Origin of the sequence: Brachybacterium sp. Marseille-Q7125, assembly GCF_023062615.1 — a bacterium.
Classification (GTDB): Bacteria; Actinomycetota; Actinomycetes; order Actinomycetales; family Dermabacteraceae; genus Brachybacterium.
Genome location: NZ_JALLAL010000002.1, coordinates 16794 through 29369, shown reverse-complemented (window position 1 = coordinate 29369; position 12576 = coordinate 16794). Strand labels below are relative to the sequence as shown.

The window sequence follows — 12576 nt, the reverse complement described above, 5'->3', positions numbered from 1 at the left end:
TCAGCTGGCGAAGGGCACGGCGCGCACTTCGGCGCTGAGCTCGTCGTGGCGGGCACGGGCCCGCTGCAGCCGCTCCTCATCGCGGCGCGAGCGTTCGGACAGCACCGCCCGCAGGAACGTTTCGGGATCGGTGCCGGGCGGGGGAGCGGGCGCCACATGCGGCAGCGTCCGCTGCAGCAGCTCCCGCGACAGCTGATGGCGCGATGCCGGGTTCATCTGCTCCGCACGCGGCAGGAATCCGCGGATGTCCTGCAGCAGCGTCAGCGGCAGGCGCCCCACATCGGCGCCGGTGGCCCAGGTGTGCAGCTGCTCTGGCATCTCGTGACGCTGCGGCACCAGGTCGCGCATCCGTTCCTGGATCACCATCGTCCCGGCCAGCAGGTCCCCCACCCGCCGGGAGCGGCGGTCCAGCAGCGAACAGGTCACGGCGAGCGCACCGCTGGTGGACCAGATTTCGAACATCGCCATCACGGCGCGCAGCAGGCTCTGCCGCGCATGCACCGGGCCGCCGTCATCGCGCACCACGCGCGTCCCCATCACCAGGCGACCCACGGAGCGGCCGCGCAGCAGCAGCTCGCTGAGCAACGGATACCCGACGAACACGAGGACGGAGATCAGCACCAGCGCGGCCGCGATATAGCCCTGGTCGATCTCGAGCCGAGACGCCACCCAGACCAGCCCGATCACCGCCCCGAAGAACAGCAGCAGCTGGAGCACGCCATCGATGATCGCGGAGATCATCCGGACGGGGAACGGTGCCGGGCGCAGGTCCAGCAGAACCGCATCGCCCGTGATCAGCCCTTCGCGCGGCGGCGCGGCGGCGTCGGTGGCTCCCATCGTGGTCATGGCCCCATCCTGTCAGGCACAGCGCGCGCAGGGCACTTCCGACGGTCGGCTTCCGGCGGCCTGGCCTCCGACTTTCGTCGGCCGTGGGGAAGGACGGGCGACTCCTAGTCTGGGGGCGTGGACACCGACGCCTTCATCGCCGTGAACCGGCCGCAGTGGGAGCGGCTGCAGGAGCTCGTGCGCAGCCGCTATCTGGACACTGCGGGAATCGACGAGCTCATCGCCCTCTATCAGGAGACCTCCACGCACCTGTCCACGGTCCGCTCCACCAACCCGGATCCGGCGCTCATCGCACGGCTGTCGCTGCTGGTGCACCGGGCGCGGCTGCGGATCACCGGGGCGCAGGTGCCGCTGTGGCGGAACCTGCGGCGATTCTTCTGGGAGGACCTGCCGGCGGCCCTGTATACCGCCCGCTGGTCCACCGCGCTCGCGGCGACGATCTTTCTGCTCAGCACCGTCATCTCCGGCCTGTACTTCGGGCTGGACTCCACGGCGCGCGATCTCGTGGTGCCCGAGGAGGCACAGCGCCATCTGGCCCAGCGCGAATTCGTCGCCTACTACTTCGCCGATGACGCCACCGGGTTCGCCGCGGAGGTGTGGACGAACAACGCGTGGATCGCGGTGCAGGCCGTCGTCTTCGGAGTGACGGGATTCTGGCCGGTGGTGATGTTGCTGCAGAACGGCCTGAACATCGGGCTCTCAGCCGGGGTGATGGGCGCCTACGGGGGGCTCGGTACGTTCTTCGTGTTCATCCTCCCGCACGGGCTGCTGGAGATGACCGCGGTGATCGTCGGCGCCGGGGCCGGCCTGCACACCTTCTGGGCGTGGGTGCGGCCGGGACCGCTGCCGCGCCTGTGGTCGCTGTCTCAGGCGGCGCGCGCCCTGGTCACCGTCGCGATCGGTCTGGTGCCGGTGCTGCTGCTGTCCGGCGTGATCGAGGCGTTCGTGACCCCGAGCGGTCTTCCGCCCGCAGTGCGCATCGGCATCGGAGTGCTGGTGTGGGCGCTGTTCCTGCTGTTCATGCTGGGCCGCGGCCGGCAGGTGCACCGCGCGGGCATCACCGGAGACCTGACCGAGGAACAGGTGGGCTCCACCGTCGCGACCGCCGCCTGAGCCGCGCTCGGACCCCTCGCTCCGCTCTTGCCCCACGTTTCCCGCTGCGTCACCGCACCGCCTCCCTGGAAGAGTTCGAGCAGCTCCCGGCAGCGGATCTGGTGCTGTCCTGCGCGGCGCTGCCGTTCGTGCAACGCAGTGCCTTCGAGCGTCTGTGGAGAACCGTGCTGGGCTGCCTGCGGCCCGGGGGAGTGCTGGCCGTGGACCTGTTCGGAGACCGCGACGACTGGGCAGGGCGGACGGATGGGACGTACCTGTCCCGCTCGCAGGTCGACGAGCTGGTCACCGGCCTCGAGGTGCTGGAGCTGGTGGAGGAGGAGCGGGACGGCCGCGCCTTCTCCGGCCCCAAGCACTGGCACACCTACCAGATCATCGCCCGCGCGCAGTCAGCTCAGAGCCGCCCGGCCGCCTTGAGCGCGAGATAGGCGTCGGCGAGGGCCTGCGGGGCGCGCTCCGGGGGAGCATCCACCACATGCGCGCCCGCCCGTTCCAGGGCAGCGGCGACGCCGGCGCTCTCCTGTCGGGCCTGCTCAGCAGCAGCAGCGATGTACAGTGCTTCGACGTCCTCGCGCCCGGCGGCCAGCTCCCCGAGTGCCGGATCGGACACGGAGGCGACGACGAGCGGATGGTCCTTCGCCAGCCGTGCGGCGACCGGCAGCAGCCCGGTGTGCACCACCGCGGGATCCACCGGCGTGATGAGGACGACGAGCGAGCCCCGTCGGGTGCGGTCGGTGATCGTCGAGGCGGCCCGCTCCCAATCGGTCTCCACCAGCGCCGGATGCACCCCCGCGGTCGCCGAGACCATGTCATGCAGCACCGTGGTGCGGCTGGACCCCACCACGGACAGGTGGGGGATGCGGTCCACGCACACCAGGTCCACCCGATCCCCGGCCTGCCCCGCGAGAGCGGTGAGCAGCAGCGCGGCATCGAACGCCGCGTCCAGACGGGTGGAATCGCCAAGCCGTCCCGCCGCCGTACGGGAGGTGTCCACGACGATCAGCACATGCCGGTCCCGTTCGGGCCGCCAAGTGCGCACCACCACGGAGCGGCGCCGCGCGGTGGCCCGCCAGTCGATCGAACGCACGTCATCGCCGTCCACGAAATCGCGCAGGGAGTCGAACTCGGTGCCCTGCCCGCGCTGGTGGATGGCGGACAGACCCTCGATCTCCCGCAGCCGCTGCACCCGCGAGGGCAGGTGCCTGCGTGCCCCGAAGGGGTGCAGGGCCAGCAGCCGCCCGGGCGTGTCCACGGCGGCGGTGCGGCGGGCGAGCCCCAGCGGACCCACCGAGGCGACCAGCAGGGTGCGGGAGCTGTGCTCGCCCCGCCGGGTAGGCGTGAAGGCCTGCTCGATGGCGCGCCGCTCCCGGGAGGGAACAGTGAGGGTGCTGCGCTGCTCGGCGAGTCCAGCGGTCGGGTTCCAGGCATCGCGGATCTCCAGCCGGGCCGCCCGCGCCGTGGGGTTGGTGACCAGCAGACGTCCGGTCACGGTGCCGCCCAGACGCACCTGCGCCGGCAGTCGCCGCTGGACCTGTATGCGCCGCGGCTCCGGGGCGGCGAAGGCATCGGCCAGCAGCACCAGCGCCCACAGCGCCGCGAGCAGCAGCACGACCCACCAGCGCGGCCACAGCACCACCACCGGCAGGGCGAGCAGCCCCGCCAGCGCGGCGCGCGGCGTGAGGGACACGCGCAGCGAGATCGGCGTGCGCATTCTGCTCTCCTTCCGGGACTGTCCGTGGGGCACGGCGGATCAGCGGGGGACGGGCACGGACGCGAGAGTGGCGGCGAGCACCGACTCCACCTGGGTGCCCTCAAGCTCCGCCTCCGTGGTCAGGCGGACTCGATGCGACAGGGTGGCCGGCGCCATCACCTTGACGTCATCGGGGGTGATGAAGTCCCGGCCCGAGAGGTACGCCCACGCGCGCGACGTGCGCAGCAGCGCGATCGCCCCGCGCGGGGACACGCCGAGGGTCAGCGAGGGCGAGCGGCGGGTGGCACGGCAGATGTCTACGATGTACTGCACGACAGGATCCTCAGCCGCCACGGCGGCGACGTCCTGCTGCGCGCGGTGCAGGGAGGGGATGTCCACGACGGTCCGCAGTCCGGTGGCCTGCAGATCGGAGGTGTCGAAGCCATCTGCGTGACGGCGCAGGACATCGATCTCCACCTCCCGCTCGGGCAGCGGCATGACGGCCTTGAGCAGGAAGCGGTCCAGCTGTGCCTCCGGCAGCGTGTAGGTTCCGTCGAACTCGATGGGGTTCTGGGTGGCGATCACCAGGAACGGATCCGGCAGCGGGCGGCTGGCCCCGTCGACCGTCACCTGGCGCTCCTCCATCGCCTCGAGCAGGGCCGACTGCGTCTTGGGCGGGGTGCGGTTGATCTCGTCGGCCAGCAGCAGGTTGGTGAACACCGGGCCCTCGCGGAAGACGAGGTCGCTGGTGGTGTTGTCGTACACGAGGGAGCCGGTGATATCGCCGGGCATCATGTCAGGGGTGAACTGGACGCGGCGCATCCGCACATCGAGCGCCGCGGCGAGGGAGCGCACCAGCAGCGTCTTGGCGACCCCCGGCACGCCCTCGAGCAGCACGTGCCCGCGGCACAGCAGCGCGACGACGAGGCTGGTCACCGCGGCATCCTGGCCGACGACGGCCTTGTGCACCTCGGTGCTGAGCCCCTGCAGCTGGGTGCGGGTGTCGGCGTCCATGGGGGCGGTCGCGGTGGCGTCCGGGCGCGGGGGGATCTGGGGCGCGGGGCCCGCCTGGTTCTCGGTCATCGGTCGGTCTCCTCCAGCAGTCGGTCAAGGTCGGCGGCCAGGGCCAGCAGGGCCTGGTCGCTGGTCACGGGGGTGGGGCCCAGCAGCCTGCGCAGCTGCTCGGGCGTGGATGAGGTGTGCGGGGCCAGCGCCGCCAACAGAGCGTCCAGGCCCGAGCTGCGGCGCAGCCCCAGACGCTCAGCCAGGCGCACCGCACAGGCGGAGCGCAGGGCTTGGGCGGCGGCATCGCGGGCATCGGCCCGGTGCAGCAGACGAGCGCGGCCCAGTACGAGTTCCTGGGGCCGAACCGTCACCGGCAGCGGTTCGACCACCACGGGGCCGAAGCGCCGCCCCAGCGCCAGCAGCGCCACGGCGGCCACCAGCAGCCCCCACAGCGTTACCGGGCCCGCCCAGCGCGGCAGATGGTCCAGCAGAGTGGGGGTGGTGCTGGAGAGCGGATCGCTCGCCGAGGGCAGATACCAGGTGAGCTCACCGCTCTCGCCGAGCGTATTCAGAGCCAGCGCCGCATTGTCCGCATCGCGCACCCCCTCATTGGTGAGCAGATCGGCGCTGCCCAGCACGACGATGTCGCCGGAGACAGCCACGAGCGCACCATTGCCGGAGTGGAAGCAGGATGAGGCATCGCCGCTGGTGCGGTACAGGATCGCGGAGTCGGTGAGGCCCTCGGTGCCATGCACCGCCAGGCTCCGGGCCCGGAAATCCGCGTTTCCGCACTGGCCCCCGGCGGGCACCACGGTCTTCGTGTGCAGGGCGCCGGAGGGGAACACATCGGGGGTCAGATAGCTGAGGGTCACCAGATCAGGTGCGATCAGCACGAGTCGGGCGTCCGACTCCTGCTGCGCCGCGTCCAGCAGCTCGAGCTGCTCGTGGCTGAGTCCAGAGGGATTGGTGATCACCACGGTGCGTCCCTCGCGGAGCGCTGCAGCGGCATCCTCCATGCGCCGCTGAACCTCGACATCGGTGCCGAGGTCGTCGAGCACCTCCGCCACGGCCTTGCCGCCCTGGGGGGTGGGAGAGCCGGGCTCGAGCAAGCCGTCCTGGTAGAAGCCGCGCATCAGCATGATGCCCAGGGCTGCCACGAGCGCGAGGACCACAAGAGGCACGAGCCAGGGCCGACGCCGCTCAGCGGACCCGCCCGGCGCGGCGCCGTGCGGGCTCCTGGCGTCGGACGGTGCCGGGGCAGTGGCCTGCCCGGTCGCGCGGGTCGGCGCGGAATCCACCGTCGGCGCGCTCATGACGGCTCTCCCGCGCCGACCAGGCTCTGCTCGGCACTGTCGGCGCTTGCATCGAGCGCTTCCAGATCCGGGGCGGTCTCGGCGATGTACTCGGCCAGCAGCAGCAGGTCCTCGGCCTGCTTCGCGCTCGTGCTGCGCAGGGAGTAGGCGGCGGTGTCGAAGGCATTGGCCCCCAGCGTGAGGCGACTGCGCAGCTGCGGGAAGGCGGTGGCGGCGCGCACTGCCGCCTCATGTGCCGTCATGCCGGCTGTGACATCCAGCAGCGTGCGCTCTTCGAGGTCTCGCACCAGGGCGCGCAGTGCGATGACGGTCGCATCATCGTGCCGCCCCTCGGCCAGGGCGCGGCGCGCGCGCTCGCGCAGTTCATCGCCGCTGAGAGAACGTTCGGCATCCAGCTCGACCGGAGCGCTCAGCTGGCGGGTGCGGCGCAGCCGACCGGTGCGGCGCAGCACCAGCACCGCCGCGACGATCAGCAGCAGCAGAATCAGTACCGCCAGGCCGCCCTGAGCGGTCGAGGAGCCATCGATAGTGTCCAGCAGCTGGTGCAGCCAGGCCTCGAGCCGCCCCAGCAACCACGGCAGGAAGCCCTGCCCGGAGGAGTACTCGCCCTTGGAGAGCTCCTCGAGGATCTTCTCGCGCGCCGGATCGGGATCGATCGGCGGCCCACCGCCGCGTCCATCGTCACCCGGGTCAGCGCCACCGTCACCAGCGCCGCCGCCACCAGGGTGAGCAGTCCGCTGACGACGCTGCTGATGATGGTGGACACCCCGCCCATCAGGGGATCGCCCACGTAGTCCCCGGTGGGATCATCGAGCATCACCTGTATCTCACCGATCATCGGCACCAGGCTCATTCCGGAGGCCAGGGTGCTCAGCAGCGTCGCGATCGCGTACACGATCGCCGCCACCCCCAGCACCGCCCGCGGGTTCACCCGGTAGATCCGCAGCGCTGCCCCGAGGATCTCACCGAGGTTCAGGGGGCGCAGCGGAAACAGATGGTCGGTTCGCACGAGCTCGCGGCGAGGCCCGCCCGAGGGGCCGGGAGCACCGGGAGCAGTCCCGGTCGGTGCTGGCCCCGCGGAGCCACCCGCACCGGGAGCATCCCAGGCCGCAGGCTCCGTACCGGGGGCGGTCGGGCCCGGCGCGGACCCGGCGGCGGGGTCGCTCTGACCGGGGGCGGTCCACGGGCTGCTCATGCGTCCTCCTGCGGTGTTCCGGGGTGGTGGGGTTCCGGGGTGGGGCCGGTGCAGCTGACCTTACGCAGGTGACCATGGCCAACCGATCCGACGATGGTCGAGGACCGTGCATCTTCCGCAGGACCCTCCACCGCGCCCGGGACGCGCCGCACGGCGGAGGGGACCTGCTTCCAGGGCCGATGGAGGAGGCGGTGGCATGATGAGTTCATGACGACGCCTTCACAGATCCTCGTGGTCGACGACGATCAGGCGATCGCCGAGATGGTCGGGATCGTCCTGCGCGGCAAGGGCTTCGAGGTCGCAACTTCGCCCGATGGTGCCTCCGCTCTGGAGGCCTTTCCCCGCGTGCGCCCTGATGTGGTGCTGCTGGACCTGATGCTGCCCGGCATGGACGGCATCGAGGTGTGCCGCCGCCTGCGCCGCGAGTCCGGGGTGCCGATCATCATGCTGACCGCCCGCACCGACACCGCCGATGTGGTCGAGGGGCTCGAGGCCGGGGCCGATGACTACCTCACCAAGCCCTTCGAGCCCGAGGAGCTGGTGGCCCGGATCAAGGCGCGGGTGCGCCGCGCGGAGGCGCCCACCACGGAGAAGCTCACCATCGGCGACCTCACGATCGATGTGGACGGGCATGAGGTGCGGCGGGGCGACCAGCTGATCGCCCTGACCCCGCTGGAGTTCGACCTGCTCACCCAGCTGGCCCGCAAGCCCTGGCAGGTTTTCACCCGCGATGTGCTGCTGCGCGATGTGTGGGGCTACCGCCACAGCGCGGACACTCGTCTGGTGAACGTCCACGTCCAGCGTCTGCGCTCCAAGATCGAGCACGACCCCGAGAATCCCTCGATCGTGGTGACCGTCCGCGGTGTGGGCTACCGGGCCGGGAGCGGGTCCTGAGCCGCCCCCGGACGCCGTGACCGCCCCGCATACGGATCCCGAGCGGCCGCTGGACGTCCTGCGCGACGGCGCGGTCCAGCTTGTGGATCCGCGCAGCTGGCCGCTGGCGGTGCGGGTCGTGGTGGTCACGATCCTGCTGTCGATTCTCGCGCTGCTGACCGTCGGCGCCTATCTGTCCTCCGTGATCGCCGACGGGCTCTATGAGCAGCGCCGCGACCGGGTGCTTGAGGAGAGCGTGGAGGTGCGCGCCGAGCTGGTGGAGACCCTCACGCAGGTATCCGCCGGCACGAGCACCCAGCAGCAGGATGCGGTCAACGCCTTCGTGCAGGCCACCGGGGGGCAGGCCGGCGGTGATCGACGGGAGGTCGCGCTGATCCCCGTGGAGACCACCGGCACGGTCTTCCCGGTCTCCTCCTCGGACCGCACCCTGTTCGATGCCGTGGATCCCGAGTTCTCCTCCACTGTCGCGACGGATCCGGATGCGATCTCCTGGCGGTCCATCGGGCGGCAGAACAATGACGGTGGGGTGGATCCGGCGCTGCTGGTCGGCACCCGCGTGATCGTGCCGGGCTCTGGCTCCTACGACCTGTATCTCGTGTATTCGATGCAGGAGGAGCAGCAGACGCTCGCCTTCGTGCAGCGGGTGATCCTGGGCGGCGGCGCGGTGCTGCTGGGGCTGATCGTCGGCATCGCGGTGGTGGTCGCGCGGCTTGTGACAACACCGTTGAAGCGCGCCGCTCTGGCAGCGGAAAAGCTGGCCGACGGTGATCTGACCAGCCGCATGGAGGTCGCCGGGGCCGATGAGCTGGCCCGCGTGGGGGAGTCCTTCAACGACATGGCCGCGAGCCTCGAGCAGAAGGTCGTGGACCTCACCGAGCTCTCCCGCCTCCAGCAGCGCTTCGTCGCCGATGTGTCCCATGAGCTGCGCACGCCCCTGACGACGATCCGCATGGCCTCCGCCGTGCTGGATTCCCGCCGCGAAGAGCTGCCGACGGATCTGCAGCGCACCGCCGAGCTGCTGGCCGCGCAGGTGCAGCGCTTCGAGGTGCTGCTGGCGGACTTGTTGGAGATCTCTCGCTTCGACGCCGGTGCGGCAGCGCTCGAAGCCCACCGTGAAGACCTCGACGCCCTGGTGACACGGGCGCTCGAGAACGCTGAACCGCTCGCCGAAGCCCGCGGCTGCACCCTGGATGTCCACCTCGCCGGGGAGGGCATGGATGCCGTGGTGGACGGACGACGGGTGGACCGGGTGCTGCGAAACCTGCTGACCAATGCGATCGAGCACGGTGCCGGTCAGCCCGTGCTCGTGCAGACCGCTGCCGATGAGGATGCCGTGGCCGTCGTGGTGCAGGACTGGGGGCACGGGATCTCCCCGGAGAACGCGCGGCGCGTGTTCGACCGCTTCTGGCGCGCAGACCCTTCCCGCGCCCGCACCCTGGGCGGCACCGGACTGGGGCTGTCGATCTCCGTGGAGGACACGCACCTGCACGGCGGCTGGCTGCAGGCCTGGGGTCGGGAGGGCGAAGGGGCGGTGTTCCGCCTGACCCTGCCGCGCCGTCCGGGCAGCGAGCTGACCCGCTCGCCGCTGCGCCTGGAGCGCTCCTTCGACCGTGCCACCGCGGGTGGGCGGATGTCCGCTACCCCCACTGGTGAGCTGGAGATCGGCCCCGATGTGCTGCCGGACCTCAGCGATGAGACCACCGTCCCCGACCGGACCGGAGGTGCACGATGAGCCTCGGACCCCGCCCCGATCGCCGCCTTCTGCTGCGCACCGCGTCAGTGGGCCTGGTGGCCGGTGCCGCTGCTGCGTGCGCCCGGATCCCCACCGAATCGCAGACCTCGAGCCGCCCGCTGGCCCTGCAGGAGCAGCCCGGCGCCCCGTATGTGCGGGCCCTGCCGCCCGCGGATGATGCCACCCCCGCCGAGGTCGTCGCCGGATTCGTCCAAGCCGGGGTGGGCAGCGAGGATGACTTTGCGGTCGCGCGCGCCTACCTCACCGACCAGGCGCAGGCGGCCTGGAACCCCGGTGCCGGTATCACCGTGTACTCCGGCAGTGAGGAGACGCGGGCCCAGGACGACGGTGACGGTGCCTTCTCCCTTGTGCTGCGCGTGACCGCGCTGATCGACGAGCGGGGCGTGCGCAGCCTCCTGCCCGCCCCCGCCACGCGGGAGATCGCGGTGCAGGTGGTGGAGCAGGATGGCCAGCATCGGCTGGACGAGGTGCCCGATGGCATCTTCCTGTCCGAGGCCGCGTTCGAGACGCTCTACGCCTCCGCCCGGCTGTACTTCCTCGATGCCCGCCGCCGCCACCTGGTCCCGGACCTGCGCTGGTTCGCGCTGCGGCAGATCGCCGCTGACGTGCTGCGGGGCCTGGCCGACGGGCCCTCGCCGACGCTCGCCGACGCCGTCATCAACCAGATCCCCTCGAGCACGTCGATGGGCGCTGCGGCGATCAGCACCGGCGCCGATGGCACCGTGCAGGTCGCCGTGCCACCGGCGATCACGAGCCTGTCCACCGTCTCCCGCTACCAGGCGCTCAGCCAGATCGAGGCGTCGCTGCGGTCCGTGCGCACCCTGTCCGGGGTGCGCCTGGTCCAGGAGGAGACTGAGCTTATGCTGGAGGAAGAACACCGGATGGAGCGTGCCCTGCCCGGGCATCGCCCGATCGCCGCGGGGGAGCGGGGGATCATCTCGCTGTCCTCACCCAGCGGGGACGCACCGCCGACGCAGCTGGTCCCCGCCTTGGCCGAGACCGCGGTGGCTGATCCGATCATCGCTCAGGACGGCGTGCTCGCCGCGGCCCTCGAACCGCAGCGGGCCGTGGTCCTCATCGCCTCGACGGATGACTCCATCGAGGTGCGGGAGGCCGCCACGGGAGATGCCTTCGTCCCGCCCAGCATCGACGATGCCGGGTGGGTGTGGACGGCGACGGTCTCCAACGCCGGTGCGCTGCTGGCGCTGTCGGGTCGGGCCTCCGAGGAGGACGCGAAGGTGGATGCCACGTGGCTGCACGGGCGCAGCGTGACGTGCCTGGCGCTCGCCGCGGATGCCACGCGCATGCTGGTGCTCTCGAGCGATGACGGTCAGGCGCGGCTGGATGTGTGCGCCGTGGTGCGCAACGCCGACGGCGTCCCCACCTCCCTGGGAGAGCCGACACCGATCCACACCGAGCTGACGGACCTCAGCTGGGCCGGGTGGTATGACGAGCTGGCCGTGCTGGTGCTGGGAACCGACGCGACCAGCGGGACCCAGCGCGCCCTGGTGGTCGATCTGGTCACCGGTGCCGATCCGCTGCCAGCCTTGCCCGATGGGGTGCGCCGCGTCGCCGGATCGGTCATCGCCGAGACCGCCTGGGTGGGCATTCGCGGTGATCAGCTGCTACGCAGCGATGGGGAGAACTGGAGCGCGGTCGACATCACCGGACGCGATCCGGCGTTCTACTGAACATCGGGCGCCCTGCTGAGCTGCCCTCCAACGTCCTCCACACCCCGGTGTCATCCACAATCCTCACTCGCGGCTGGCGCTGCGCTGCTGCAGCGGCTGAGCTGGGTGCATGACACCGATCCCGCCGGTCCCGGACACTCCTGCACACCGCGGCAGCGCCGTGAGAGCCCGTTCCCGCCTTGTGCGACGGGGCGCGCGGGTGCGCGAGGTGATCGCGCAGACCTGCGCGCTGGTCGCCGTGCGCGAATGCCCCTGCGGCGCGGAGGACACCTGGCTGTGCCCGAGCTGTCGTGCCCTGCTCGCCCAGTCGCCGCGCCGGGTGGAGTCCGGCTGTGATGCCCTCCAGCTGCTCAGCGCTGCTCGGGTGCGCGATCAGCCCGTCCCCAGGGGTGTGCTGCCGGCCGGTGTGGATCACGCCCCGCTGCTGCCCGTGCTCGCCCTCGGCGAGTACGGCGGAGATCTCCAAGCCCTCGTCCTGGCCTGGAAGAACGGTGGCCTGCTGCATCTGACTGCACCGATCGCCGCCGGTCTTGCCCCCGCCGTCACGCAGCTCGCCGCGGCCGCAGGGGAGGAGCGCCCGGCCCTGGTGCCGGTGCCGTCGCGGCCCGCGGCCCGGCTCCGCCGCGGTGAGGACCACACGGGCGAGCTCGCCCGGCAGCTGCAGCGCCACGGCGCGGGGCGCGCCCTGCTGCTGCCATCCCGCCCCAGCAGCACCCAGCACGGGCAGGGCTCCCGGGGCCGACGCTCCCGTCGGATCCTGCTCACCCCGGGGGCCCGGCGACGCCTGGAGCGTGAGCAGCCGCGGGTGGTGCTGCTCGATGATGTCGTCACCACGGGCTCCACGCTGCGTGCCATGTATGACGCTGTCACCGAGGCCGGCGCCGAGGTGATCGGGGCCGTCGTCGTGGCCGCTTCCCGCCTGCCCACCCGGCAGCACGGACCGCTGGCCGCGGTCAGTGCGCCTACCGGATGAGACGGCGCCGCCGCGGGACGGAAGTCGCACGATCTGCACCGGGACATGGCATGCTGGTGTCATCCGCCACAGAGGTCGGAGACCCCTTCTATGAGGAGGTGCGAAA

General features: G+C 71.5%; 12 protein-coding genes. 6 read left to right on the top strand and 6 right to left on the bottom strand.

Annotated elements, in window-relative coordinates; all coding sequences use genetic code 11:
• Complete coding sequence (locus MU407_RS00870; protein WP_246954721.1) at nt 1–846, bottom strand: RDD family protein; 846 nt, start codon at nt 844–846, stop codon at nt 1–3.
• A 117-nt stretch (nt 847–963) separates the two neighbouring features.
• On the opposite strand from MU407_RS00870, the gene MU407_RS00865 reads away from it, so the two are divergent.
• Nucleotides 964–1959, top strand: coding sequence for a stage II sporulation protein M (locus MU407_RS00865; protein WP_246954718.1), 996 nt, complete (start codon nt 964–966; stop codon nt 1957–1959).
• Between the two features lie 101 nt (nt 1960–2060).
• On the top strand, nt 2061–2384 hold the full coding sequence (locus tag MU407_RS00860; protein ID WP_246954715.1) for a hypothetical protein: 324 nt from the start codon (nt 2061–2063) through the stop codon (nt 2382–2384).
• Here the strand turns inward: MU407_RS00860 and MU407_RS00855 are convergent.
• The 5 genes from MU407_RS00855 to MU407_RS00835 are packed head-to-tail and all read right to left on the bottom strand — an operon-like array spanning nt 2351 to nt 7159.
• Entirely contained in the window at nt 2351–3667 is a 1317-nt protein-coding gene (locus tag MU407_RS00855) for a DUF58 domain-containing protein (RefSeq protein WP_246954713.1), read from the bottom strand. The two genes, MU407_RS00860 and MU407_RS00855, sit on opposite strands and share 34 nt — an antisense overlap.
• A gap of 39 nt (nt 3668–3706) precedes the next feature.
• On the bottom strand, nt 3707–4729 hold the full coding sequence (locus tag MU407_RS00850; RefSeq protein WP_246954710.1) for a MoxR family ATPase: 1023 nt from the start codon (nt 4727–4729) through the stop codon (nt 3707–3709).
• Nucleotides 4726–5964, bottom strand: coding sequence for a DUF4350 domain-containing protein (locus MU407_RS00845; protein ID WP_102235083.1), 1239 nt, complete (start codon nt 5962–5964; stop codon nt 4726–4728). The genes MU407_RS00850 and MU407_RS00845 overlap by 4 nt, the downstream gene beginning before the upstream one ends.
• A complete protein-coding gene (locus tag MU407_RS00840) occupies nt 5961–6536 on the bottom strand; it encodes a DUF4129 domain-containing protein (RefSeq protein ID WP_246954708.1) in 576 nt (191 codons plus the stop codon). The genes MU407_RS00845 and MU407_RS00840 overlap by 4 nt, the downstream gene beginning before the upstream one ends.
• Nucleotides 6449–7159 carry a hypothetical protein gene (locus MU407_RS00835; RefSeq protein WP_246954705.1) on the bottom strand — a complete coding sequence of 237 codons (711 nt, stop codon included), beginning with the start codon at nt 7157–7159 and terminating at the stop codon, nt 6449–6451. Before MU407_RS00835 ends, MU407_RS00840 begins: the two co-directional genes overlap by 88 nt.
• A 207-nt stretch (nt 7160–7366) precedes the next feature.
• Between MU407_RS00835 and mtrA the strand changes: the two genes are divergently transcribed.
• The 4 genes from mtrA to MU407_RS00815 all read left to right on the top strand — a co-directional run bounded on the left by mtrA (nt 7367) and on the right by MU407_RS00815 (nt 12470).
• Nucleotides 7367–8053, top strand: coding sequence for an MtrAB system response regulator MtrA (gene mtrA / locus MU407_RS00830; protein ID WP_102235086.1), 687 nt, complete (start codon nt 7367–7369; stop codon nt 8051–8053).
• 16 nt (nt 8054–8069) lie between these two features.
• A complete protein-coding gene (mtrB, locus tag MU407_RS00825) occupies nt 8070–9785 on the top strand; it encodes an MtrAB system histidine kinase MtrB (protein ID WP_246954701.1) in 1716 nt (571 codons plus the stop codon).
• On the top strand, nt 9782–11497 hold the full coding sequence (locus tag MU407_RS00820; RefSeq protein WP_246954698.1) for an LpqB family beta-propeller domain-containing protein: 1716 nt from the start codon (nt 9782–9784) through the stop codon (nt 11495–11497). Before mtrB ends, MU407_RS00820 begins: the two co-directional genes overlap by 4 nt.
• Nucleotides 11498–11705: 208 nt before the next feature.
• Nucleotides 11706–12470, top strand: a complete 765-nt coding sequence (locus tag MU407_RS00815) for a phosphoribosyltransferase family protein (RefSeq protein WP_246954695.1) — start codon at nt 11706–11708, stop codon at nt 12468–12470.
• Nucleotides 12471–12576: the final 106 nt, after the last annotated feature.